Below are 23,982 nucleotides of genomic sequence, written 5' to 3' on the forward strand. Positions count from 1 at the left end.
TTGTGGAAACGGAGCGCGCCTATTGGCTGGCCCAGATGATGCGCGCGATCCATTCGACCCGGTCCAATGGGAAGACGAAATTCGGTTGATCGCAGTTCAGGGTGCCCAGCTCGATGGTCGTGGCGGCGCGCCCCACGAGGAGCTTGGCCATGACTTCCCCGTCGGTGGTCCGGACCACGACGCGGTCGCCGTTCTGCGTCGGCGCGTTGGGCGAGACGATCAGGATGTCCCCTGCGCGGTAAAGCGGCTCCATGCCGTCTCCGGTGACCTCGAGCGCGTAGGCCTTTTCGTCGTCGACCCACGGGAACCGGACCTGCTCCCAGCCACTGCCCACGGGACAGCCGCCATCGTCGAAGAAACCTCCGGCGCCGGCTCGCGTCAGTTCGATCAGCGGAATCGGGACGTTCCGCATCGCCGTTCCCGGCTCGGCCGTTGCAAGCGTGGTGAAGTCCTCGAGCGTCGCGCCCGTTGCGTCCAGGACCTTGGCAATGCTCTCGGTGGTCGGCCACCGGGGGCGCCCGTCGCCCGTCGCGCGTTTCGACTTGTTGAAGGCGGTCGGGTCCAGCCCCGAGCGTTTGGCGAGGCCCGACACGGACAGTCCGTAGCGATCCGCCAGTGCGTCTATGGCGGACCAGATCCGATCATGGGTGAGCCTTTTCAAGGAATCGGCTCCAGAGTATCACTGTTAATGAGGAAATAATACCTATTCCCTCCCTTATGGCGTATCTTGGGGCTGGGGTCCACCATGCGCGGATTGAGCGCGGCGAGGCAATGCGCCTATGGCGTGTGACCTTGTTGGCCGGAAGCAAGGCCGCTAGTGTGGCGCCGCGTGCCATGGTCAAGCCCATCTACAAAATCCTAGCCGACGCTGCGTATGACGCGGCCAAGAGCGAAGGGCGCTTCGTCGGAACGGCCGACGATTTGCGCGACGGCTTCATCCATTTCTCGGCCGGGCATCAGGTCGCCGAAACCTTGTCCAAGCACTATGCGGGGCAAGAGGAACTCGTCCTGCTCTCGGTCGATCCGGACCGGCTGGGCGCCTCGCTGAAATGGGAGGAATCCCGTGGCGGCGATCTCTTCCCACACCTCTACGGCCCGCTCGAGCTCGACGCGATCGTGGCCGAGGTGCCCCTCGCGCTGGACGCCGACAATCGCCACATCTTGCCAGAGGGCGTCGCGTGAACCCGCTCTTCGGCCTGGGCCAATCGCTTTTGCTCGCGCTCGACCCGGAGCGGGCGCACAATTTGACGATCAAAACATTGGAACTGGGGCTCTATCCGCGCTGCCTCGTGCCGGACGACGCCCGCCTGCGCCAAACGCTGTGCGGGCTCGAATTTCCCAATCCCGTCGGCATCGCGCCGGGCTTCGACAAAGACGCGAAGGTCGCCGCCGCGCTGCTCGACATGGGATTCGGATTCGTCGAGGTGGGCACGCTCACGCCGCGCCCACAGCCGGGCAACGAGGCGCCCCGCGTGTTTCGCTCGGTCGAGGACCGGGCCGTGGTGAACCGGCTCGGCTTCAACAATGAAGGCCAGGCCGCCGCGCTCGACCGGCTGCAGAAAGGGGTCCCGGGGATCGTCGGGGTCAATTTGGGGGCCAACAAGACCAGCGAGGACCGGATCGCGGACTATGTGGAGGGCGTGGCGCGCATGGCGCCCGTCGCGTCCTATCTGACGGTCAATATCTCCTCGCCCAACACGCCGGGCTTGCGGGATCTTCAGGCACCGAAGGAGCTGGCGGCGCTTCTCACCAAGGTCGAGGAGGCGCGCCGCGCGCTCCCGGGCACCCGCCCACCGCTCTTCGTCAAGCTGGCCCCGGACCTTGCGGACGCCGCTCTGCCGGAGATCGTCGGGATCATTCAAGGCAGCGGCGCCGACGGCATCATCGTGTCCAACACGACGCTTGCCCGCGACGGCCTGACGGACCGGACCTTGATCGCCGAACCGGGCGGGCTGTCGGGGCGGCCTTTGTTCGCGCGGTCGACGCGCATGCTCGCCAAAGTCTACAAGCTCACGGCCGGCACCATGCCGCTGATCGGCGTGGGCGGGATCGACTCCGCCGACGCGGCCCTCGCCAAGATCGAAGCCGGCGCGTCTCTCGTCCAAATGTATACGGGACTGATTTTCGAAGGGCCCGATCTGATCGCCCGCATCAAGCGCCGTCTGGTGCAGGCGGTGTCGGAGGCGCACGCGAATTCGCTCGCGCCGCTCATCGGGCGCCGCGCCGAGGAATGGGCGCTCAAGGAGCTCCAGGAGAACGCCGTATGACCGTTACGATCTACCACAACCCGCGCTGTTCGAAGTCGCGCCAGACCTTGGCCTTGCTGCAGGAGAAGGGCGTCGAGCCGGACATCGTCGAGTATCTGAAGACCCCGCCGAGTGCCGCCGAGCTCAAGGCCATTCTCAACAAGCTCGGCTTGAAGCCGCAAGACATCGTGCGGAACAAGGAAGCGCGCTACGCCGAGCTCGGATTGAAGGAGCGCGCCGTCTCGGACGATGAGCTGATCGCGCTGATGGCCGAGAACCCGGTTCTGATCGAGCGGCCGATCGTCGTCGCCGGCAACAAGGCCGCTATCGGCCGCCCGCCGGAGACGGTCCTGGCGATTCTTCGGCCGTCACCACGGTTGTAAGCGGTGCGTCCCGCTCGGGCGGAACCAAGTCGTCCGGCCGCGCATCGTCGTCGCGGCCAAACAGTTTGAACAGCCGCATCAGGAACCAGATCGGGAACACGATCACGGCGCCGAGCAGGAAGTAGCGGAAGCCCTTCTCGATCGTGGCGAAGCCCATGTCGTAGATGCGCTGGATGAGGTCGCGCACGGTCTGGACCAGGTCGTACGGGCTGAAGCCCAACGCCGCCAGGACGACGCCGACGATCAGGGATATGATCGCAAGTCGGGCGAGGACGAGAGCCGGATTGCCGCCAAAAAACCGTTCCATAAACACGCAGGCCTCCACATCGTGGGCATAAGTCAGGGTCTGCGTGACAGGTGGGGGGACGAAGCCGGAAGGTCAAGGCAACAGCCGGCGAAGAGGCGACGGGGACTGAGATCAGTGCGCGCGCGAACGAGGAGACGCCGGCCGAGGGAGACACAAGTCCTGCGGCTGCGCGACTGCCCCAACCGTTCGCGGACTGGTTCGCCGCCCGGGGCTGGCATCCGCGCGCCCACCAGCTCGAGTTGCTGGAGAAGGTGACGGGCGGATCGGACGCGCTCCTGATCGCGCCCACGGGCGGCGGCAAGACGCTCGCCGGGTTCCTGCCGAGCCTGATCGATCTTGCCGGCCGGCGTGCCGGCAAACGCGAGAGCGGCGTTCACACGCTCTACGTCTCGCCGCTCAAGGCGCTCGCGACCGACATCGCGCGCAACCTTGCAACACCCGTCGCCGAAATGGGCCTGCCCGTGCAGATCGAGACCCGGACCGGCGACACGCCGCAATCCCGCCGCGCGCGTCAGCGCATCTTGCCGCCCGATATTCTGCTGACGACGCCCGAACAGATCGCGCTGATGCTTTCGCACAAGAGCGCGGCCCAGATCTTCGGCAATCTCAAATGCGTCGTTCTCGACGAGTTGCATGCCTTGAGCGCCAGCAAGCGCGGCGATCTTCTGGCCTTGGATCTGGCGCGTCTGCGGGCTCTCTCGCCGGACTTGCGCGCGATAGGCCTGTCGGCCACGGTCGCGCGTCCCTTCGAGCTTTCGGCCTATCTGGTGCCGCAGAACGGCGACGGCGGGGCGCCTGCGACCCATTTCGCCGACATCGTCACCACCTCCGGCGGCGTGAAGGCCGACATTACGATCCTCAAATCCGACGCGGATGTGCCCTGGGCCGGACATTCAGCGCGCTATGCGCTTCCGGAAATCTACGAGGCGATCAAGGCGCACAAACTCTCGCTCATGTTCGTCAACACGCGCTCGCAGGCCGAGTTGCTGTTCAACGAGCTATGGCGCTGCAACGACGACAATCTGCCGATCGCGCTCCATCACGGGTCGCTCGACGTGAGTCAGCGGCGCAAAGTCGAAGCGGCCATGGTGGCCGGAAAGCTTCGCGCGGTCGTGTGCACCTCGACGCTGGATCTCGGCATCGACTGGGGCGATGTCGATCTCGTGGTCAATGTCGGTGCCCCGAAAGGCGCAAGCCGGCTCGCGCAACGGATCGGCCGCGCCAACCACCGGCTGGACGAACCCAGCAAGGCGCTCCTGGTGCCGGCCAACAGATTCGAGGTCATGGAGTGCCAGGCCGCGCTCGAGGCGGCGGCGGAAGGCCAGCAGGACACGCCGCCCACGCGCCCCGGCGCGCTCGATGTGCTCGCCCAGCACATTCTCGGGACGGCCTGCGCGGAACCTTTCGACTCCGACTTTCTTTTTACTGAGGTCACGAGCGCGTCGCCCTATCGCGATCTCACCCGCGAGAGCTTCGATCAGGTGCTCGCCTTCGTGGCGACGGGTGGTTACGCGCTCGCCAATTACGATCGCTATGCCAAACTGAAACGCACCAAAGAGGGCACTTACCGCGTGGCCCATCCGCGTATCGCGCAGCAATACCGCTTGAACGTCGGCACCATCGTCGAGGCGCCGATGCTGCGCGTGCGGTTGGCGCGGGCGAAAGGCGGGGCGCTCAAGCCGACGGGCATGCTCGCCGGCGGGCGCGTTCTCGGCGAGGTCGAGGAGTACTTCATCGAGCAACTCGCGCCGGCGACACCTTCGTCTTCGCGGGCGAGGTGTTGCGCTTCCAGGGTTTGCGCGAGATGGACGCGATCGTCACCCGTGCGCATGCCACGGACGCCAAGGTGCCCGCCTATGAGGGCGGTAAGTTCCCGCTCTCGACCTATCTCGCCGAGCGCGTGCGTCTGATGCTGGCCGAGCGGCGGCACTGGGCCAAATTGCCGGACCAGGTCTCCTACTGGCTGAGGCTGCAATCGGCGTTTTCGATCGTTCCCACGCGCGCGAAATGCTGATCGAGACCTTTCCGCGCGGGCAGCGCCACTATCTTGTCTGCTATCCGTTCGAGGGCAGGCTCGCCCACCAGACGCTCGGCATGCTTCTCACGCGGCGTCTGGAGCGGGCGGGCGCGGCACCGCTCGGCTTTGTCGCCAATGAATATGCGCTGGCGGTCTGGGGCCTCAACGATATGGGCGCCATGATTGCGAACGGGCGCCTGGACCTCAAGGACCTCTTCGACGAGGACATGCTGGGCGACGACCTCGATGCCTGGCTCGCCGAATCCAATCTGATGAAGCGGTCCTTCCGGGTCTGCGCCATCATTTCCGGCCTGATCGAGCGGCGGCATCCTGGTCAGGAGAAATCGGGGCGCCAGATGACCGCCTCCTCCGATCTCATCTACGATGTCCTGCGCCAGCATGAGCCCGATCACGTCCTGCTGAAGGCCGCTTTTGCCGATGCGGCAACCGGGCTCATCGATCTGCGGCGGCTGGGCGAATTCTTGAAGCGAATTGGCGGACGAATCAGGCATAGTGCGGTGAGTCGCGTATCGCCGCTTGCCGTTCCCGTCATGCTCGATATCGGGCGTGAAAGCGTTCCGGGCGATGCCGGCGACACTCTGTTGCGTGAGACCGCCGAAGAACTCGTCGCCGAAGCTCTGGGAGAAGGGGCCTTGGGTGAAGAGACGCAGAGCCCTGGGGGGGAGCATGCTGCAAGCCAGACTTGATCTCATGCCAGAGACCGCACCGACATTGCGTTCGCATCTCACGATCGGACGACATTCGCTGCAGCCGCTCACGGCCGGCGCCCTGTACTGGCAGGCGCAAGACGCGTTGCTCGTCGCCGATCTCCATTTGGAGAAGGGCGCGGCCTTTGCCGCCCGCGGCATGCTGCTTCCGCCCTACGACACGCGGGCGACCCTATCGCGGCTGCAAAGGATCATCGACGCGCTCGATCCAAGCCGCGTCATTGCGCTTGGCGACAGCTTCCACCGCAGCGAATGCGCCGACAATCTAGTTGAGGACGATTTCGCGCTGTTGCGGTCGCTGCAAAAGGGGCGGGATTGGTTTTGGATCTGCGGCAACCACGATCCGCATCTGCCCGACAGTGTTGGCGGGACGGTCTGCGGCTCGCTCACCATCGAGGGCGTCGTGTTGCGGCACGAGCCGTCGAATACGGCCATGGGCCCCGAGATCGTCGGGCATCTGCATCCCATCGCGCGGATTTCCAGGCGCGGCACCGTTGTCCGGCGCCGCTGCTTCGCCACCGATGGCAGCCGCCTGGTGATGCCGGCGTTTGGTGCCTATACGGGCGGGCTCAACGTCCTGGACGAGGCCTTCAAATCGCTCTTCTCCTGGCAGCAGCTCGAAGCCTGGATGATGGGGCGCCACGCGGTCTATCCCGTGTTGGGCAGTTTGCTGCGGCCCGACTGAGGGCCCGCTAGTCACGGCGGAACGCGAACCAGCCCATCAGCCCCGCGAGCACGGCGATCGCGATGCCCAGCAGGCCGTACAGGAACGGCTTGTGGAAGGCGAGATTGTAGATCGTCGCCTCCATCCCGGCCTTGGTGACCTCCAACGACCCGTTGGTCCGGCTCGCAAGGTCACCGTCGCGGAAGAGGTAGACGTCCACGAGATAGAGGCCCGTGGACAGGTTCACCGGCAACGCAACTGTTCCGCGGAACAGGCTGCGGCCGATAAACACCACGCCGGAATCGTTGACCGTGTACAGATTCCTTTCTTCCATCAGCCGGATCAGGGCGGATTTGAAGCTCTGCTCCTGCGGGCTGCCGGCCGTGTCGCGGCTGAAATCGAGTGCCGAGAGGCCGATCCCAAGTTCGCGCAGAGTGTCGTCGGAAGCGATCGCCCGGATCGGCCGGGAGGACAGAACCGCGTAGAAGCTTGGGATATCCGTATACGTCTTGCCGGGGCCGTTTATCCAGAGCCCGGCCACGCGCGTCTTCTTCCGCACCACGACCGAATCGTTTGGGCCGCGAACCACGGCGATCACATCGTAGGTCCCGCTGGCCGGCATCCGGGCATCGCTGAAATCGACACTTCCGAAAATGAGGATCTCGATGCCGGTGAAATTCGATTGGATGGTGATCTGGCGGGTCGAGATGTCGGCCTGCACCTTCTCCTGACTGGTCCCCGGTTTGACGACGGGGGCCGGGGGCACGGGAGCCTGGGCGCGCGCGGCACCGCCAAGGAGCATCACGAATAGGAGTAGAAGGCCGAGTCGAGAGACGCCCATCTCAGCCTCCCGCCGCCGGAATGATGCTGTAGATATCGGCCGGGCGTGCAACCAGGTCGATCAGGATACGGACGGCGACCCCGAGCACCATAAGCGCCAGCAGCGCGCGGAGCTGCTCGCCGCGCAGTTTCTGGCCCGCCCGCACGCCGAACTGGCCGCCGATGACGCCGCCGATGATGAGCAGGAAAGCGAGAAGGATGTCGAGCGTGTGGTTCAGCGTGGCGTGCAACAGCGTCACCAGCGCCGTCACGAAGATGATCTGAAAGATCGACGTGCCGACGACGATGTTGGTCGGCATGCGCAAAATGTAGATCATGGCCGGAACCATGATGAAGCCGCCGCCCACGCCCAGGAACGACGCCAGCAGTCCCACCAATCCGCCGATCGCCAGCGGCGGAATGGCGCTGATGTAGAGCCGCGACCGTGGAAAGCGCATCTTGAAGGGCAGGCCGTGGATCCAATTGTGCTGGCCCGACTTCCGTGCGGACACGCTCTTGCCCGCCCGCTGACGCCGCATCACGTTGACGCTCTCCCACAGCATCAGCGCGCCGATCGTGCCGAGAAAGACGACGTAGGTCAGCGAGATGATGAGTCCTGCCTGTCCCACGCCGCGCAGATATTTCAAGAGGAGGACGCCGACGAGCGCGCCGGCGACGCCGCCGGCGATCAGGAGGGCGCCCATGTGCAGATCGACATTGCCGCGCCGCCACTGAGCGAGCGTGCCGGAAACCGAAGTGCCGACGATCTGATTGGCGCCCGTGGCCACGGCGATGGCGGGGGGGATGCCGGAAAGCATCAGAAACGGTGTGAGCAGGAAGCCCCCGCCGACGCCGAACATGCCCGACAGAAACCCCACCGCCGCACCGAGACCCAGCATCACCAAGAGGTTCACTGAAATCTCGGCAATCGGCAGATAAATCTGGAACATCGGCTGGTCGGTCAGAGGCGGAGCGCTCGTGCACCGTGTTCGCCGCACGCCGACGAGTCAATGCGCTAAGCGGATCGAGTTGCAATTCTCACCGAATTTCAGGCGGAAGTGTGGACAGGCTGCCGGATGGGCGCAGCCCGCCGGGGTCTAGCTTGCGAGAGCCTCGAGTTGAGCGACCAGGGGGACCGTGACTTCTCCGGTCTCGGCGAGGCCATTCCGCTGCTGGAAGCGCTTGACGCCCGCACGGGTCTTCTCTCCGGACAAGCCGTCGGGGATGCCCACATCGTAGCCGAGCTTGTTGAGCAGCGTCTGGGCCCGGCTCACCAGCGTGGACCCTTGGGGCGGTTTGGTCTCGGCCGCCGCGGAGGTCTTGCCTCCCCAGGAATCGGGCTCGGCCACCGTGTTCGCTTCCGGCGAGATCGCCTTCGGCTTCCAGTTGGCGACCTTCCCGTCGACAGCCACGATCGTCTCCGCCGGCAGTTTCGCGGCGACCAGGTCACGGCGCTTCTGCGCTTCCGTATCGCCCTGCTTGGCCGCCAGCACGTACCATTTATAAGCGTCGGCGAGATCCTTGCTCCGGCCCAGGCCGTGCTCGGCCAGGATGCCGAGATTGAACTGGCTGTCCGCCAGGCCCCGCAGGGCCGCTTCTCCGTACCATTTCGAGGCGAGCGCGTAGTTCGGCGTCGTGCCGCCGCCGCCGCTCACGCTCACGGCGAGATTGTGCATGGCCTTGATGTTGCCGCGCTCGGCCGCCGCCAGGTACCAGCTGCGGGCCGTGTCGATATTGGCCGTCACGCCCACGCCGCGCTCATACATGGTGCCGAGCCGGTATTGCGCCGGAGCGAGGCCGCCCCGGGCCGCACGCTCCATCCATTCGGCGCCCGTCTTCGGATCGGCCATGGTGCCGAGACCGTCGATATAGCGGACGGCGACGGTGTACTGGGCCATGGGGTAGCCCTTCGACGCGGCCTCGCGCAAGTCTTCCGAGCCCAGGGCGGCCGGCGGCATCGGTCCGCTCACGGATGTTGCTGTCAGCTTCTCGGCCATCGCCACCTCGGTCGCGGAAGCGGGCTCCTCGACGGAGAATTCCACATCGCCCGGGAGGGCCGCGGCCTCGGTCGACTTCAGCGAGGCAAGTTGGGGCGCGGGCGTGATCTCGCTCGCGGGCATGCCTCGGGCGGGCGACTTGGGAATGTCGGTCACGCCGGGCACGGCCTGGCCGACCCGGTCTTGCAGCGGCACCATACCGGGAATAGGCGCGATCTCCGGAGTGGGCAGGAGCCGGAACGACCCGGATTGCTGGTCGCCGGGGCCCTGGCCGGCTTCCGCCGGCGTGCCCTCTGCGGCCGGCTGCCCCGCGCCGCTTTGCGGGAGCGCGCCGACATCGTCGGCCGTCTTGGACCCAAGCCGTCCATAGAGCAGGAGCGCGCTGATCGTGAGGAGGATGGCGGCCGAAATGATCAGATAGGGCCGCTTCCGGCCGCTTGCCTGTTCGGCCGGTGCCGTGTCGAGCACCGGAGCCCGCAAGGGCCGGCGGTCTTCACGAGATTCTGCCAGGGCCGCGGCCTGGGCCGCCGCGGCTTGGGCGGCGCGGCGCGCGGCGGCGACCATGTCGTCGGACGCACCAGCCTCCCAGTCCGATTCTGGTTCCGGGGTTCGGGCCTGCGGGCTACCTTCCACATGCGGGGCTCTGGCCCGCTCGAAGGCGGCCAGAAGGTTTCGTGGCTTGACGTTGGCGCCCGTGGCATCGAGCCGGCTGCGCAACGACTCCTTGACGCGCAGTTCAGCCTCGTCGGGGCTCGAGGGCGCTGGCCGCCGGGCTGCGATGCCGTTGGCCTCGGGCCCCGGTGCCGGGGCGGTTGCGCGGGCCGCGCGCGGCCTGGCGTCTTTGTCCGGTGCCTCCGTTTGCGGCGGTCGCGTGCGCGGCGGCTGAGATGCGGCCGCGGCCGGTCCGGCCGGTCTTGGCCGCTGGCGTTCGGATTTCGCGACGAAAGGATTGGTCTGAGGCGAACGCGCGACGGGGCGTTCGACCTGTTGCACGAGCTCCTTCAGAGACTCGTGAACCGATTGAAGCGAGCTGTTGAGCTTATCGTCCGCCTGCCGGCTGGTACTGCTCACCGCGTTGAGTTCGCGCTGCATCGCCTCGAGACGCTCGGTTGTCTTTTGCGAGTCGTCGGCGACCAGGCGCGCGGCCTCCACGGCGGCCTTGGCCGCGATCTCCTGAAGCTGCGCCGCATCGATCTCGGGGGTCGTGCGGCTTGCGTCCTTGTCTTCCAAACGTGCGAGCAATTGGACCAGGCGTTCCTCGACGCCGCCGAGCCGGCCGAGCTGTTCTTCGGCGCGGGTCAACTGGCGGCCCATGTCGGCAATCTGCTGCTCCACATGTTCCAGGGCCGCCCGGTTCGGCGCGGCCTCGAGGGACTGGGCGATCTGGTGGCCGACCTCCTCGAGACGGGCGTTCAGCGCCTCGATCGTGCTGCTCGGCATTGCCGCGCCGATCGACTGTTCCAGCCGGTTCGCCATCTCGGCGAGCCGGTTGTCGAAATCCGCAGGCGCCAGGGGCTTCGGCTCCCAAGCCCAGTCGGCCGGCTCGAGGTCCGGGGCCAGGTGGCTGGGCCCACGCGAGGACGAGATCGATTGGGCGAAGGGGCTGGGCGGGGGCGTCGGGCGGGCGGCTCGGACGGTGTCGTCGTCGAGGTCGCCCCGGAGGCCGCCCGTGAGCACGCGGCCCAAACGTTCGAAATCGTCGAGGTGCGTCTTGGGTTCGCTCTCCAGACGCCGGGCCAGGCTGCTGACCTGTTCGTGGAGCCGGTCGAAGGTCTCGGCATTTTCGGGCGTGCTCGTGCTGCGCGCGGCATCCGTCGTCTGCGAGAGCTGATCGAGTCTTGCGTGAAGCTCGTCGAGGGCCTGGCCGTAGCGGCGCTCGGTCTCCTCGACGCGATCCACCAGCCGGCGCAACAGGGATTCGACGGTGCGTTGATCCATGGGCTCGCCGAGAGGCGTATCGAAGGATGGATCGAGGGGCGCGTCGTGGGGTGCCTCCAAGTGCGGCTCGGACCGCCAGCCACCGGGATTGCTGTCGTTGCCTCCGTCGCGTGCCGAAGTTTGCCAACCTGCCTTTGAAGCCATACCGTTCCCCATGGATAAGCCGCCGTTTCCGCGCCCCAAGCGGGTTCCGGCGCAAACGCTCGGGTGGTCCCGTCACGCTCGTATGGACGGTGGCAAGGCAGGGTAAATTTTCTCTTAAGGATTGCCCGATATCGGGACAGGCGGGCCCTGAAAGCGGAATAAATTAGGGGGAGGACGCGCCCGTGGCGGGTCTGGAGGAGCGGAGCCATGCCTTGACCGTGCAGACGCGCGGCAAGGGTTTCGTCGAAGTGACGCGGGCGGTCGCCGCCTGGCTCGAGTCAGTCGGTGCTCAAAGCGGTTTGCTGACGGTCTTCGCCGCCCATACCTCGGCCTCCCTGACGATCCAGGAAAATGCCGATCCGAATGTCCGGGTCGACCTGCTCGACGCGCTGGAACGGTTCGCGCCCGAACATCACCCCTACGCCCATCACGAGGAGGGGCCCGACGACATGCCAAGCCACATCAAATCGATGCTGACCGAGGTCAGCCTCTCGATCCCCGTTCGCGCTGGCGTTATGGCACTCGGCACATGGCAAGGGATCTATCTCGTGGAGCACCGTGCCGCGCCGCACCAGCGCCGGCTCGTCCTGAGCTATATCGGCCGCGTGGGTCCGGCCTAATCAGTCGCCCGCGCAGTCAATCGCCAGCGTAGGTCCGTGTCGCGGCGATCAGGGCGTGCACGATGCCCGGTTCCGTCATGGCATGCCCGGCGTCCGGAACCACGCGCAATTCGGCCGCAGGCCAGGCGTTGGCCAGGTCGAACGCATTCTTCATCGGCGTGACCACGTCGTAGCGGCCATGGACGATCGTCCCGGGAATGGCGCTCAGGCGGTCCGCGTTGCACAAGAGCTGACCGTCGTCTTCGAAGAACCCGCCATGGACGACGTAGTGGCACTCGATGCGCGCAAGGGCGAGCGCGTAGTAGTCCGCGGTGAGATGGCGCTCGCGGTCGTGGTCCGGAAGCAACGACAGGGTCCGTCCCTCCCAAGCGGTCCATGCGCGCGCGGCCGCGAGCCGGACGTCCTCGTCCGGACTCGTCAAGCGCTTGTAATAGGCGCCGATCAAGTCGCCGCGCTCGTTCTCCGGAATGGCGCGGGTGAACTCGGCGAAGGCCTCGGGAAACAGCCAGTTGCAGCCGTCCCGATAGAACCAGTCGAGTTCGGAACGCCGCATGAGGAAAATACCCCGCAGGATCAGTTCGCGGACACGGTCCGGGTGCGTCTGCGCATAGGCGAGGGCGAGGGCCGACCCCCAAGAGCCGCCGAACACCTGCCAGGTTTCGATGTCGAGATGGGCGCGCAGGGCTTCCATGTCGGCGACGAGGTCCCAGGTCGTGTTGTGTTCGATCGCGGCATGGGGGAGCGATCGCCCGCAGCCGCGTTGATCGAACAGCACGATCCGGTAGAGCCGGGGATCGTGGAAGCGGCGCATGACCGGCGCGACGCCGGCGCCCGGTCCGCCGTGCAGGACGACGACAGGCTTGCCTACCGGGGATCCGCATTCCTCGAAATGCAGCTCGTGCCCGCCGGAGACCTTGAGGCGTCCCGAGCGAAAGGGCACGGTCGCGGGGTAGAGGGGAAAGCGCTGCGGCTCGGTCGGGGTGTTCAAGCGATGCTCGTCAATCTGCCTTGCGGCGCGCGATCTCGGCTTGCGCCTCCGCCTGGTCGTAGAGGGTTTCACCGTCGGGACGCCGCATCGCCTCGAAGAATGCGTTGTCCGTCGCGGAGGGGGCCGGGCCGTAAAGACTGGCGCCGATTCCGGCAGCGAGCGCAAGCACGACCGAGACGAGACTCACGGCCGCCGTTCCCACGGCCGTTTCGGCAATGCCGACAAGGCTGCCCGCGATAACGCTGAGGAACATGATCGCGAAGCCGGCCGCCATACTGGCCAGCCCACCCCACACCGTGCAGCGTTGCCACCATGTCGACAGAAACAGGGGCGGAAAAAAACGTCGCGGCCACGAGGGCAAGGGCGGTGATCGCGTAGCTCAACGAGTCCACGTCGGCGATGAACAGGTAGATCGCCGTGAGCAGCGCGATCGCGGCGATGGCACCCCAGGCGGCCAAGAGCCGCGGCAGGACGATGGGCTGCGGATCGATCGACCTGTAGAAATCGTCCGCGAGGCTCGCGCTCAACGTGAACAGGTGGGAGCCGGAGGCCGCGAGTGCGATCCCAAGGCCGGCGGCGGCAATCAGCGCGGTGAGGATGTAGGGCAGCGCCGCGAGCATCGGCAAAGCAAGCGCGATCCCGTCCCGCGCGATCTGCAAGTCGCCGACGCCGATCGAGCCGTCCCCATTAAGATCGGTTGCGCGGAAGACCTCCATCTCGCTGAGGCCGTTGAACCAGGCCGGAAGACCTTGCATCGGGATGAGTACGACATCTCCGAACATCAGGACTTTGGCAAACACGACCATGGCGGGGGCGGTGATGCCGAAAAGGGCAACCAGCAGGAGCGCCCAGGCCGTCGAGCGGCGCTGATCGGCAACCGAGGCGGTCACGCCGCTGCGGGCCAAGAGGCTCGGCAGGGCCGCGGTGCCCAGGGCGATACAGACGAACAGAGCGAAGAACCCAGCCTCTGAGATCATGCTGAAGGGCTGGAGAAAGGGCTTTTCCGCGGCGGCGGGTTCGTGACCGGGCAAGCCGGTGGACGAGCCCGGTTCGGCTGCGACGACGCCTGACGCAACTTCGGCGTTCGTCAGCGAGTCGAGCATTTCGCCATAGGTGAACTGTGGCGCGGGCAGATTGGTCAGCACCACGGCGACGACGGTCAGGGGAATGGCAAGCCCCAGGCCGCCGGTGATGAACTGGGCGCTGCCGGACCAGGTCAGCGCGCGCATGCCGCCGAGGGTACCCGTGGCGGCGATGAACAGGACGACAATGAGCACGCTAAGCCAGTAGGCCGCCGGCAGGAAGATCGACAGCACCATCGCGGCGATATGCACCTCCGCGGCCAGCAGCAGAAAGGTCGGCGCGATCTGGAGCGCGCTCGCGACCATCCGCGTTTGCCGCGAGCGGAATCGCTGTTCGAAAAAGGCGGGCAGCGTGTAGGCGCCCACCCGGCGCAGATAAGGTACGAACAGCACACCCGCCAGCAACAGACCGCAGACCCAGCCAAGGCCGATCGCGAGCCCGTCGAACCCGGCAAAGAACAGCGCGCCCGTATAGGCGAAAAAGCCCGTGCCGCCGACGGTGATCGCCGCCAATAGGAATGCGTTGTAGACCTGTGGGACGCGCCGGCCGGAAACAAAGAAGTCCTCGATGTTGAGCGTCCGCGCGGCGACGGCGATGGCCATATAGAGGATCAGCGGCATCAAGATCATGAGCCGTGCGATCGATCCGCGCTGCCAGCCGAGTTGTTCGGCCATGGCCAGCAGGATCGCCAGGGACACGAACGAACTGGCGACAATGCCGTAATAGGCGCCGAGATGAGGGTTCGGCGTGCGCTGGCGAGACTGGAGAGCCATCGCTAGGTGATCTCCTCGTTCATGCTGCGCGTGAGGTCGATCCTCTCCTGGACGCGCACATACCAGAACGTGACGAAGACCGCGAAAATGAGAAGCCCTTGCGCCAAGAGGTAGAAGCCGAGCGGAAAATGGAGGAACCAAATCCGGTTGAGCGGGAACGCGTAGACGATGGCGACGGCCACGGCAAAGAGCACAGCCGACACGGAGGTGATGGCGACCGCCAATGTGCGCAGCTGATGCCGGTCGCGGGCCGCGTTCTCGATCTCGACGTCCTGTTGCGAGTCCTGCTCGGTATTCTGCGTCGTCACGCGTTCTGCCCCGTTGCACGCTTCAGATTATGCCGTGGCTCGCGGCCGTCAGGGTACGGCAGCCTGGCCAGGGCAATGCGGGATATCGGAAGCACTTAGCAGCAAGGCCCGGCCATGCAAACCGTCCTTCGCGACGAAGGCGGCGAAAATGCGTTTGCCGCCGGGACTGTGACGCGACGGCTCATGCGCCCAAGGGTGTTCCCAACGATGCCAATCGACCCGTTACCGGCCGTCGTCAGATTTCCACTGTTCTCAATTGTGTATCCGCCCGCGATCGCGCGCGTGGAGACAAGCACCGTGCCGGTCGGCAGGGCAGGACGGCATTGAGCCGCTCGGTGATGCCGCCCCGTGGTTACCGCAAACCAATCAGCCGGGTTCGGGGCAGGGTGGATGAAAAGTCCGTGGCGAGCCAGGGGGAAGAACCCGATCGCTCCACAGGTCCGTGCCGAATCCTGGCGTGAGTTGCTGGAAAGAAACAGGTTTTCGCCGCGCGCCCCCGAAAGAGATTCTGTGTCCTGCGCGGGGCAGAGACAGAAAATTATCCTTCGTTTCCGGGCCAACGAGAACAATTTTGCACTAAATCCGGCGTATGGACTTTTCCGAGAGAATGATTTTTCACTAATCAACCCCAACCTAGGGCGCGCCGCGCGTTTCCCGACGGTGCGGGGGTTGGGTCGAGCGGAGAATGGGCGCAGCACCAGTCGGCATCGGGGCCGGCGGGTGCGGCTCCTCGTGTTTTTGACGGACTTGCGAGGCGGGTCGCCGCCGCGTACACGGGCCGCTTGGTCGAACCGCGACGCCGAGTTGGGACGCGACGCCTTTTGGAAGGTGGCTTGGAACATGTTCATTACCGTGCGCATGCCTGACGGCACCACGCATCGCCTCGAAGCCCTCGAGGGCTGGCGTGTGATGGAGGTCATCCGCGATTGGGGTCTGCCCATCAAGGCGGAGTGCGGCGGCGCCTGCGCGTGCGCGACCTGCCATGTTTGGGTCGCGGAGAACTGGGTCGACAAGCTTGTGCCGCCGACGGACGAAGAGACCGAGATGCTCGATGGCGCCTTCTCCGTGGACGATCGCCGTTCGCGGCTGTCGTGCCAGCTGATCATGCGCCCGAGCTCGACGGCCTGGAAGTGGAGCTTGCACCCGAGAGCCTCTCCGAGATCTCCGAGCCTCCAGCAGCGACAGGGACGTCAGGCTGATGCGGACCTTCCCCCTCTTTGTGAGCTTCGATGGCAAGCCGCCGCTCGTGGTCGGCGGGGGTCCGCTCGCGGCCGTCAAGGCGCGGCTTCTTCTTATGCGGGCCGATCGCGTCGACGTCGCAGCCGAGACGCTGGATCCGGAACTGGCGAACCTCGAGAACGAGGGCAAGGTGGTCTTGCAGCCGGCTCACCCGGGGGTCGATCAGATTCGCGGCCGTCCGCTTGTGATCTCGGCCACCGAGATCGAGGGCGAGGACGCACGCATCGCAGAGATCGCGCATGCCTTGGGCGTGCCCGTCAACGTGCCGGACCGGCCGGCCCTATGCACCGCCCTGCTGCCGGCGATCGTGGATCGCGGCGAACTCACCGTCGCGATCGGGACCTCGGCCGCGGCGCCGGTCTTGGCCCAGCGTCTGCGCGCCCGGTTGGAGCATGAGCTGCACCCGCGGCTCGGCGAGCTCGCAAGACTTGCGGGCACGTTCCGCGGTCGCGTGGCCGGAGCGTTGCCGGAAGGCCCGCGCCGCCGCCGTCTATGGGAAACGATCTTCGACGGTCCGGCCGCCGACGCCATGCTCCAGGGTGATGAAGCGCTGGCCCGCGGGCTGATCGACATTGAAATCGAGCGGGCGGCAATGGCCGGTGACCGTGACGGCCAGGCGCCGCAAGGCCGTGTCGTTCTCGTCGGTGCAGGTCCTGGAGATCCCGAGCTTCTGACGATGAAGGCCATCCGGGCCCTGAAAGCCGCCGATGTCGTCTTTCACGACAAGCTGGTGGGCGAGGGCGTCTTGGACTTGGCGCGCCGCGAGGCGGAACTGATTTCCGTCGGTAAGGCGAAGGGCGCCCACAGCGTGCCGCAGGCGGAGATCAATGCGCAGCTGGTCGCGCGCGCGAAGTACGGCAGACGGTCGTGCGCCTCAAGGGCGGCGATCCCTTCATTTTCGGCCGGGGCGGCGAGGAACTCGACGCGTTGCGGGCCGAGAACGTTGCCGTCGAGGTGATCCCGGGCGTCACGGCCGGGGCCGCAGCTGCGGCCAGCCTGCAGATTCCGCTGACCCATCGCGACGTGTCGCACACGGTGACCTTCGTGTCCGGCCACGAGGCCGGCGGGAAGGCGCCGAGCTTCGACCATCTCGATTTGACGGCGCTGGCCTCGGGCAACAACACGCTGGTCGTCTATATGGGCGTCACGACCGGGGCCGTCATCGCCCGGCGCTGCTGGCCGCAGGCTTCCGCGAGGGGCTGCCGGTCATCGCGGTGGAAAATGCCAGCCGCGCGAACGAGCGGCGCATCGCCACCACGATTTCGACATTGGCGGAGGACGCCGGCAGTCTTGGTTTGAGCTCTCCGGCCGTTCTCATCTTCGGCGAGGTTGCCGGACTGCCCGCCGCCGGCGCGTGAAACGATCTTGGCTCACGAGGAGGTTGTGCGCTCCTATGCCTAGTGTTGTAACCGCAAACCGCCTGGACGACGGCATTGTCGTCTATCTCGCCCCTGGCGGCGGCTGGAGCGAGAACCTGGCCGACGCCGCCCGCGCCGAAGGCGAAGACGAGGTCAAGGCGCTGGAGGCCGTTGCCGACGCGGCCGTGCGCGATCGCCTCGTCATCAGCGTTTACCCCATGCCGGTCGAGGTGAAAGACGACGGCACGGTCGATCCGATTTCCGTGCGCGAACGCATTCGCGCGTCCCACCGCACGACGCTGACAAAGGATTGGTACGATGTACCGCTATGATGAGTTTGACCACGCCTTCGTAAACGAGCGCGTATCGGAGTTTCGCGCCCAGGTCGGGCGGCGTCTCGCGGGCGCGCTGTCCGAAGAGGAGTTCCGGCCCTTGCGCTTGCGCAACGGGGTCTACCTCCAGCTGCACGCCTACATGTTGCGGATCGCCATTCCCTACGGCCAGCTGTCGCCGCGCCAGTTGCGTCAGCTCGCCATGATCGGCCGCAAATGGGATCGCGGCTACGGCCATTTCACGACGCGCCAGAATCTCCAGTTCAACTGGGTGAAGCTGGTCGACATTCCCGACGTGCTCGCCGCGCTTGCCGAGGTCGAGATGCACTGCATCCAGACGAGCGGCAATTGCGTGCGCAACGTCACCTCCGATCCGTACGCGGCCGCGGCGGTCGACGAGTTGGAAGACCCGCGCGTCTGGTGCGAGATCTTGCGCCAATGGTCGACGCTGCATCCGGAGTTCAACTGGCTGCCGCGCAAGTTCAAGATTGCCGTGTCCGGCGCGGCGGAGGACCGTGCGGCCACCGCGTTCCACGATATCGGTCTTCGCATCGTGCGCGGACCCAACGGCGAGAACGGCTTCCGCGTCCTCGTCGGCGGCGGTATGGGGCGTACGCCCTATGTGGGTCAGGTGATCCGCGAGTTCCTGCCCAAGGAGCATTTGCTGTCCTATGTGGAGTCCATCCTGCGCGTCTACAATCTGCTCGGACGCCGGGACAATCTCTTCAAGGCGCGTATCAAGATCCTCGTCAACACGCTCGGCATCGACAAGTTCCGCGAGGCCGTGGAGGCGGATTGGGAGGCCACGAACAAGGCCGGGATCGATCTGCCCGAGGACGAGGTTCGCCGGATTGCGTCCTACTTCGCGCCGCCGGACCTTCCCGAACAGCCGTCCCGTGACGAGGCGCTGGCCGCGCGCCGCGAGGCCGACCCGCGTTTTGCCGGCTGGTACCGGAACAACGTGCTGCCGCATCGGGTTCCTGGCTATGCGTCGGTCGTGATCTCGCTGAAGGAGCCTGGGCGCACGCCGGGCGACGCCTCCTCCGACACGATGGATCTCGTGGCCGACCTGGCAGAGCGCTTCGGCCATGACGAGATCCGGGTGAACTACACCCAGAACCTCGTGCTGCCGCATGTGGCGCGGGCCGACATCCCCGCGCTCTACGACGTGCTGGCGGAAGCGGGCCTTGGCGTCGGCAATAACGAGCTTCTGGGCGACATGATCTGCTGCCCGGGCCTCGATTACTGCAACCTCGCCAATGCGCGCTCGATCCCCATCGCGAAGGAGATCGCCAAGAAGTTCGAAGATCCCGCGCGGCAGACCGAGATCGGCAAGCTCAGGGTCAACATGTCGGGCTGCATCAACGCCTGCGGTCATCACCACGCGGGCAATATCGGCATTCTCGGCGTCGATAAGAAGGGTACGGAGCTTTACCAGATCACGCTGGGGGGTAGCCCGAAGGACGACGCCGCGGTGGGAACGATCATCGGACCCGGGTTCCGCGCCGAGAAGGTTCCCGATGCCATCGGCACCATCGTCGATACCTATGTCGAAAGACGTCACGAGGGAGAGAGCTTCCTCGAAACCTGGCGCCGCGTCGGTGCCGCGCCGTTCAAGGAGGCTCTCTATGGTGCTCGTTGATTTGACGACTGGCTCGCTGATCGCCGAGCCCGATGTGGCCGCGACCGTCTTGGAGCCGACCGCGGACCACGACGCATTGACGTCGGCCGCCGGCGGCAATGCCGGTCCCATCGCCATCGTGTTCCCAAGTTTCGCCGATGGGCGCGGCTTCAGCCTGGCGCGGATCCTCCGCGACCGGCTTGGCTTTGCCGGCGAGATTCGCGCCGTCGGGTCGCTCATTCCCGACCAGTCGCAATTCCTGCTGCGATCCGGTTTCGATACCGCCGAAATCACCGATCCCGACGCCGCCGAAAGCTGGACCGTATCGCTTGCCCATATCCGCCGCAGTTACCAGCCCGCCGCGCGGAACCCTTTGCCGTTGCGTTGGAACGCGTCCGCCAAGGCCGCGGAGGAACTGGACCGTGAGCTCGCTGCGACCGACGATCTCGTCGAGCGCATCAAGCTGATCGCCGAGCGCGTCGACGGCCGCATCGCCTTTTCGACGAGCCTCGGTCTGGAAGATCAGGTGATCCTGCAGGCCATCGCCAAGTCCGGTGTGACGAAGGCCGGCGCGGAGGTGGACGTCTTTACGCTCGATACGGGCCGGCTGTTTCCGGAAGTCCTGGAAACGGTCGAACTGTCCGAGCTGCGCTACCGGACGCGAATCCGCCTCGTGGTGCCCGATGCGCGCGAGGTCGAGGAACTCGTGAACCGCGATGGCGTGTACGGGTTCCGCCAGTCCGTCGACAACCGGAAGAGCTGCTGCGAAATCCGGAAGGTCCGGCCGCTGAACCGGGCCCTGCAGGGCGCGCAAGGCTGGATCACCGGGCTTCGCCGCGAACAGTCGCAGGCCCGCGCGGACGCGCCCATGGCCGAGTGGGACGAGGAGCGCGGGCTCATCAAGGTCAACCCGCTTGCCGACTGGTCCGACGAACAGGTCAACGCCTATATCGATGCCAACGACGTCGTGGTCAATCCGCTGCATGCGCAGGGCTTCGTCTCGATCGGCTGCGCCCCGTGCACGCGCGCGATCGAGCCCGGCGAGGAGCCGCGCGCGGGCCGCTGGTGGTGGGAGGCCGAGGACAAGAAGGAATGCGGCTGCACGTGGCCGAGTCCGAGCGGCGGTCCACGGTGCCCGCCGAGGAAGAGGAGCAAGCCGCGTGACCGCGCTGACGTCTCATCTCAAGCTTCTCGAGGCCGAGAGCATCCACATCTTCCGCGAGGCGGCCGCGCAGTTCCGTGCGCCGGTGCTGCTCTATTCGATCGGCAAGGACTCGACGGTTCTGCTGCATCTGGCGCGCAAGGCGTTTTGGCCCGCCAAGCCGCCGTTCCCGCTGCTTCACGTCGACACGACGTGGAAGTTCCGCGACATGATCGCCTTCCGCGACCGGACGGTGTCGGAGATGGGGCTCGACCTCATCGTGCACACCAATCACGACGGTGCCGCGAAGAACATCAACCCGTTCGATTATCCGCCCTCTGTCTATACCGACATCATGAAGACCCAGGCTTTGCGCCAGGCGCTCGACAACGGCGGCTACGATGCGGCCTTCGGCGGCGCCCGCCGCGACGAGGAGGCGTCCCGTGCCAAGGAGCGCGTCTTCTCTTTCCGCGCGGGCGGCCATAGCTGGGACCCGCGCCTGCAACGGCCGGAAATGTGGCAGCTCCTGAACGGGCGTCTGGGCAAGGACGAAACCGTCCGGGTGTTCCCGCTGTCGAATTGGACCGAGGCGGACGTCTGGCGCTACATCACGTTGGAGAAGCTCGACGTCGTGCCGCTCTATTTCGCGGCCGACCGTCCGACGGTCATGCGCGACCGGCAGATCCTGATGGTCGACGACGAGCGCATGCCGCTACCGGGCGAGCAGCCCACGATGCGCAAGATTCGCTTCCGCACGCTCGGGTGCTATCCGCTCACCGCGGCTATCGAATCCGAAGCGACCGAGCTGGACGCGGTCGTGACCGAGACCTTGGACGCGCGCGTGTCGGAACGGGCCGGCCGCTTGATCGATCATGACGAAGCGGGCGCCATGGAGATGAAGAAGCGCGAGGGGTACTTCTAATGAGCTTGGCTGCGCTTTCGGAAACACAATCCCCCCAATCGTCCGTACACGCGAGCGAGAAGTCCGAGGCCATGCTGCGGCTCTTGACCTGCGGCTCCGTGGACGACGGCAAATCGACACTGATCGGACGGCTGTTGTGGGACGCTGCCGGGGTCACCGACGATCAGCGCGCGCAAGTCATGCATGCCTCGCACGCGCGTGCGGTGAATGGGGAACGGATCGACTTTTCGCTCCTGCTCGACGGGCTCGTGGCCGAACGCGAGCAGGGCATCACCATCGACATCGCCTGGCGCTATTTCGAGACGGAGCGCCGCCGGTTCGTGATCATCGATTCTCCGGGGCATGAACAGTACACCCGCAACATGGCGACCGGGGCTTCGCATGCGGACGTCGCTATTCTGCTGGTCGATGCGCGCCACGGCGTGAAGCGACAGACGCGCCGTCACGCGGCGATCTGCAATCTTGTCGGCATCAGGAAAGTCGTTCTGGCCGTCAACAAGATGGATCAGATCGACTGGTCCGAAGAGCGCTATCGGGCCATCGAGGCGGACTTCCGCTCTCTCGCCGGAAATTTCGACTTCGTGGATATCACCGCCATTCCCGCTGCCGCGTTGACCGGCGCGAACGTCGTTGCGCGATCCGTGGAGATGCCGTGGTACGGCGGCCCCACGCTGCTGGAATATCTGGAGACCGTTGAGGCCAGGAACGAACCCGAAGACGCGCCGTTCCGCATGCCGGTGCAACTTGTGTTGCGGGCGTCCAACGATTTTCGCGGCTACGCCGGCACGGTGACGTCGGGCTCCATTCGCGTCGGCGACCGCGTCGTGGACGCACGGAGCGGACTTGGCGCCACGCTGCAGCGGATCTCCACGATGGACGGCGACCTCGAGACCGCGTCCAGGGGCGATGCCGTCACGCTCGTGCTCGATACCGATCTCGACATCTCGCGCGGTGCCGTGCTGACCGAAACGCAGCGCCGGCCGACCAACGCCGACGTGATCGAGGCGCGCCTCGTATGGTTGTCCGAGCAGCCGTTCGATCCGGAAGCCGGCTATCTGTTGCGCACCGCGACCGACCTGACGCCCGTGACCTCTATGAGCGTTTCCACGCTGATCGACTTCGAGACGCTCTCCTCGCGGCAGGCCCATGAGTGCGGCATGAACGACATCGCCGATTGCCGCATTCTGCTTGGCCGGTCGACGGCGCTCGACCTCTTTGGCGACCTGCCGCTGACCGGGAACTTCGTTCTGGTCAATGCACTCGACGGGGCGACCGTCGCCGGTGGCGTAATCACCTGGGTGCAGACGGGCGCTGCCGCCGTCGGCGACAATGTGCTTGTGCTTGACCGGGCCCGGCTGTCTGGCTTATGCGCGGACCTCGGCGATTCTCCGGAAGACAGAGTCGAGTACGAACGGCGTGCCCAAGAGGTGGCAATTCTGTTACGGTCGGCCGGCGTTCCGGTCCTGATCGAGACGGATCGCTAAAGGCTCGCCGGATCCGCTTCGGTTCCGATCGTGCCGGAAATGTCGGGGGAGGCTCTCATATATGATTGATCTCAGCGGGGTGCTCGCCCTGCTGCCGTTGGCTGGGGCTGGTTTTGGCGTTGGCTTCCTGGTGGGACTGACGGGTGTCGGCGGCGGTGCGCTGATGACGCCCTTGCTCATTTCGAGTTTTGGCGTTCCGCCATCCGTCGCGGTTGGTACGGACCTTCTCTACGCATCGGTCACCAAGACCGTGGGCGGCTGGCGGCATCACGTACAGGAAAATGTCGACTGGCCGATCGTGTTGCGGCTCGCCATGGGCTCGCTGCCGGCCTCGATCATCCTGCTCGCCGTGATTGCCTATGTTCCGCTGGACACCGAGGCCATGGCGGCGTGGATCCGCTATGGGCTCACCTTCGCGCTTCCCGTGAGCGCGGTCGCGATCGTGCTCTATCCCATCATGATGAAGTCGCACACCAACGGAAATGGCAGCGAAGGTTCGCCCGGCCGCGAGGCAGCGACCGTTCTGTTCGGTGCCGCACTCGGGCTTCTCGTCACGCTGACTTCGGTCGGTGCAGGCGCCATCGGCGTTGTCGTTCTGGCACTTCTGTTTCCGGCCCTGCCGGCCAAGCGGATCGTGGGCTCGGACATCGCCCATGCGGTCCCGCTGACGCTCGTGGCGGGCGCCGGCCACCTAGGTCTGGGGCATGTGGATTTCGGGATTCTGGTTGCGCTGCTGGTGGGTTCCATCCCCGGCATTCTGCTGGGAACGCGCCTTGCCGGTGTGGCACCGGACTGGCTGCTCCGGCCCTTGCTCGCGATGACCTGTGTTATGCGGCGTATGCGCTCCTCACGAAATAGGACGTGAGGAGC

Annotated in this window: 20 protein-coding genes and 3 pseudogenes; 15 read left to right on the forward strand and 8 right to left on the reverse strand. The window is 65.9% G+C overall.

What is annotated here, in order from left to right; translation table 11 throughout:
• Positions 1–19: 19 nt before the first annotated feature.
• Positions 20–661 carry a S24 family peptidase gene (locus AUC68_RS06540; RefSeq protein ID WP_069436874.1) on the reverse strand — a complete coding sequence of 214 codons (642 nt, stop codon included), beginning with the start codon at positions 659–661 and terminating at the stop codon, positions 20–22.
• Positions 662–834: 173 nt separating this feature from the next.
• Between AUC68_RS06540 and AUC68_RS06545 the strand changes: the two genes are divergently transcribed.
• The 3 genes from AUC68_RS06545 to arsC are packed head-to-tail and all read left to right on the forward strand — an operon-like array spanning position 835 to position 2,629.
• Positions 835–1,182, forward strand: a complete 348-nt coding sequence (locus AUC68_RS06545) for a DUF952 domain-containing protein (protein ID WP_069437062.1) — start codon at positions 835–837, stop codon at positions 1,180–1,182.
• On the forward strand, positions 1,179–2,267 hold the full coding sequence (locus AUC68_RS06550; RefSeq protein ID WP_069436875.1) for a quinone-dependent dihydroorotate dehydrogenase: 1,089 nt from the start codon (positions 1,179–1,181) through the stop codon (positions 2,265–2,267). Before AUC68_RS06545 ends, AUC68_RS06550 begins: the two co-directional genes overlap by 4 nt.
• The gene (gene arsC / locus AUC68_RS06555; protein ID WP_069436876.1) at positions 2,264–2,629 is read left to right on the forward strand and encodes an arsenate reductase (glutaredoxin); all 366 of its coding nucleotides are present in this window, start codon (positions 2,264–2,266) and stop codon (positions 2,627–2,629) included. Before AUC68_RS06550 ends, arsC begins: the two co-directional genes overlap by 4 nt.
• Here arsC and AUC68_RS06560 read toward each other — a convergent pair.
• The gene (locus AUC68_RS06560; protein WP_069436877.1) at positions 2,571–2,936 is read right to left on the reverse strand and encodes a DUF6460 domain-containing protein; all 366 of its coding nucleotides are present in this window, start codon (positions 2,934–2,936) and stop codon (positions 2,571–2,573) included. The genes arsC and AUC68_RS06560 overlap by 59 nt on opposite strands.
• Before the next feature lie 173 nt (positions 2,937–3,109).
• On the opposite strand from AUC68_RS06560, the pseudogene AUC68_RS06565 reads away from it, so the two are divergent.
• Together AUC68_RS06565 and pdeM are read left to right on the forward strand one after the other, a co-directional pair.
• Positions 3,110–5,660, forward strand: a pseudogene (locus AUC68_RS06565) (ligase-associated DNA damage response DEXH box helicase).
• Between the two features lie 4 nt (positions 5,661–5,664).
• Entirely contained in the window at positions 5,665–6,366 is a 702-nt protein-coding gene (pdeM, locus tag AUC68_RS06575) for a ligase-associated DNA damage response endonuclease PdeM (protein ID WP_244500415.1), read from the forward strand.
• A 7-nt stretch (positions 6,367–6,373) separates the two neighbouring features.
• Here the strand turns inward: pdeM and AUC68_RS06580 are convergent, their stop codons facing one another.
• The 3 genes from AUC68_RS06580 to AUC68_RS06590 all read right to left on the reverse strand — a co-directional run bounded on the left by AUC68_RS06580 (position 6,374) and on the right by AUC68_RS06590 (position 11,159).
• Positions 6,374–7,186: a TIGR02186 family protein gene (locus AUC68_RS06580; RefSeq protein WP_083240486.1), complete on the reverse strand. Its 813-nt coding sequence runs from the start codon at positions 7,184–7,186 to the stop codon at positions 6,374–6,376.
• Position 7,187: 1 nt separating this feature from the next.
• Positions 7,188–8,114, reverse strand: coding sequence for a sulfite exporter TauE/SafE family protein (locus AUC68_RS06585; RefSeq protein WP_069436881.1), 927 nt, complete (start codon positions 8,112–8,114; stop codon positions 7,188–7,190).
• Positions 8,115–8,261: 147 nt separating this feature from the next.
• Positions 8,262–11,159 carry an SEL1-like repeat protein gene (locus AUC68_RS06590; protein WP_158008251.1) on the reverse strand — a complete coding sequence of 966 codons (2,898 nt, stop codon included), beginning with the start codon at positions 11,157–11,159 and terminating at the stop codon, positions 8,262–8,264.
• Between the two features lie 266 nt (positions 11,160–11,425).
• On the opposite strand from AUC68_RS06590, the gene AUC68_RS06595 reads away from it, so the two are divergent.
• Positions 11,426–11,863: a secondary thiamine-phosphate synthase enzyme YjbQ gene (locus tag AUC68_RS06595; protein ID WP_069436883.1), complete on the forward strand. Its 438-nt coding sequence runs from the start codon at positions 11,426–11,428 to the stop codon at positions 11,861–11,863.
• A gap of 16 nt (positions 11,864–11,879) precedes the next feature.
• On the opposite strand, the gene pip is transcribed toward AUC68_RS06595, so the two are convergent.
• The 3 genes from pip to AUC68_RS06610 all read right to left on the reverse strand — a co-directional run bounded on the left by pip (position 11,880) and on the right by AUC68_RS06610 (position 15,015).
• Positions 11,880–12,851 carry a prolyl aminopeptidase gene (gene pip, locus AUC68_RS06600; RefSeq protein WP_069436884.1) on the reverse strand — a complete coding sequence of 324 codons (972 nt, stop codon included), beginning with the start codon at positions 12,849–12,851 and terminating at the stop codon, positions 11,880–11,882.
• A gap of 68 nt (positions 12,852–12,919) precedes the next feature.
• Positions 12,920–14,707: a solute symporter family protein gene (locus AUC68_RS06605; RefSeq protein WP_069436885.1), complete on the reverse strand. Its 1,788-nt coding sequence runs from the start codon at positions 14,705–14,707 to the stop codon at positions 12,920–12,922.
• Between the two features lie 2 nt (positions 14,708–14,709).
• On the reverse strand, positions 14,710–15,015 hold the full coding sequence (locus tag AUC68_RS06610) for a DUF4212 domain-containing protein (RefSeq protein ID WP_069436886.1): 306 nt from the start codon (positions 15,013–15,015) through the stop codon (positions 14,710–14,712).
• Positions 15,016–15,855: 840 nt separating this feature from the next.
• Here AUC68_RS06610 and AUC68_RS15705 point away from each other — a divergent pair.
• The 9 genes and pseudogenes from AUC68_RS15705 (at position 15,856) to AUC68_RS06645 (ending at position 23,977) form a co-directional block, all read left to right on the forward strand.
• Positions 15,856–16,214 (forward strand): annotated as a pseudogene (locus AUC68_RS15705) (2Fe-2S iron-sulfur cluster-binding protein).
• The gene (locus AUC68_RS17110) at positions 16,214–17,212 is read left to right on the forward strand and encodes a siroheme synthase family protein (RefSeq protein ID WP_204376973.1); all 999 of its coding nucleotides are present in this window, start codon (positions 16,214–16,216) and stop codon (positions 17,210–17,212) included. The pseudogene AUC68_RS15705 and the gene AUC68_RS17110 overlap by 1 nt, the downstream one beginning before the upstream one ends.
• Positions 17,122–17,553 (forward strand): SAM-dependent methyltransferase, encoded by a 432-nt coding sequence (locus tag AUC68_RS18145; RefSeq protein WP_204376975.1) that lies wholly within the window; start codon positions 17,122–17,124, stop codon positions 17,551–17,553. Before AUC68_RS17110 ends, AUC68_RS18145 begins: the two co-directional genes overlap by 91 nt.
• Before the next feature lie 94 nt (positions 17,554–17,647).
• Complete coding sequence (locus AUC68_RS06620) at positions 17,648–17,944, forward strand: DUF2849 domain-containing protein (protein ID WP_069436887.1); 297 nt, start codon at positions 17,648–17,650, stop codon at positions 17,942–17,944.
• Positions 17,931–19,586, forward strand: coding sequence for a nitrite/sulfite reductase (locus AUC68_RS06625; protein ID WP_069436888.1), 1,656 nt, complete (start codon positions 17,931–17,933; stop codon positions 19,584–19,586). The genes AUC68_RS06620 and AUC68_RS06625 overlap by 14 nt, the downstream gene beginning before the upstream one ends.
• Positions 19,573–20,604, forward strand: a pseudogene (locus AUC68_RS15720) (phosphoadenylyl-sulfate reductase); the annotation flags it as partial. The gene AUC68_RS06625 and the pseudogene AUC68_RS15720, both read left to right, overlap by 14 nt.
• A 121-nt stretch (positions 20,605–20,725) precedes the next feature.
• On the forward strand, positions 20,726–21,628 hold the full coding sequence (gene cysD / locus AUC68_RS06635; protein WP_069436890.1) for a sulfate adenylyltransferase subunit CysD: 903 nt from the start codon (positions 20,726–20,728) through the stop codon (positions 21,626–21,628).
• A gap of 71 nt (positions 21,629–21,699) precedes the next feature.
• Positions 21,700–23,112 (forward strand): GTP-binding protein, encoded by a 1,413-nt coding sequence (locus AUC68_RS06640; protein ID WP_244500416.1) that lies wholly within the window; start codon positions 21,700–21,702, stop codon positions 23,110–23,112.
• A 61-nt stretch (positions 23,113–23,173) separates the two neighbouring features.
• Positions 23,174–23,977, forward strand: a complete 804-nt coding sequence (locus AUC68_RS06645; protein WP_069436892.1) for a sulfite exporter TauE/SafE family protein — start codon at positions 23,174–23,176, stop codon at positions 23,975–23,977.
• Positions 23,978–23,982: the final 5 nt, after the last annotated feature.

It is taken from the genome of Methyloceanibacter methanicus (assembly GCF_001723285.1).
Classification (GTDB): domain Bacteria; phylum Pseudomonadota; class Alphaproteobacteria; order Rhizobiales; family Methyloligellaceae; genus Methyloceanibacter; species Methyloceanibacter methanicus.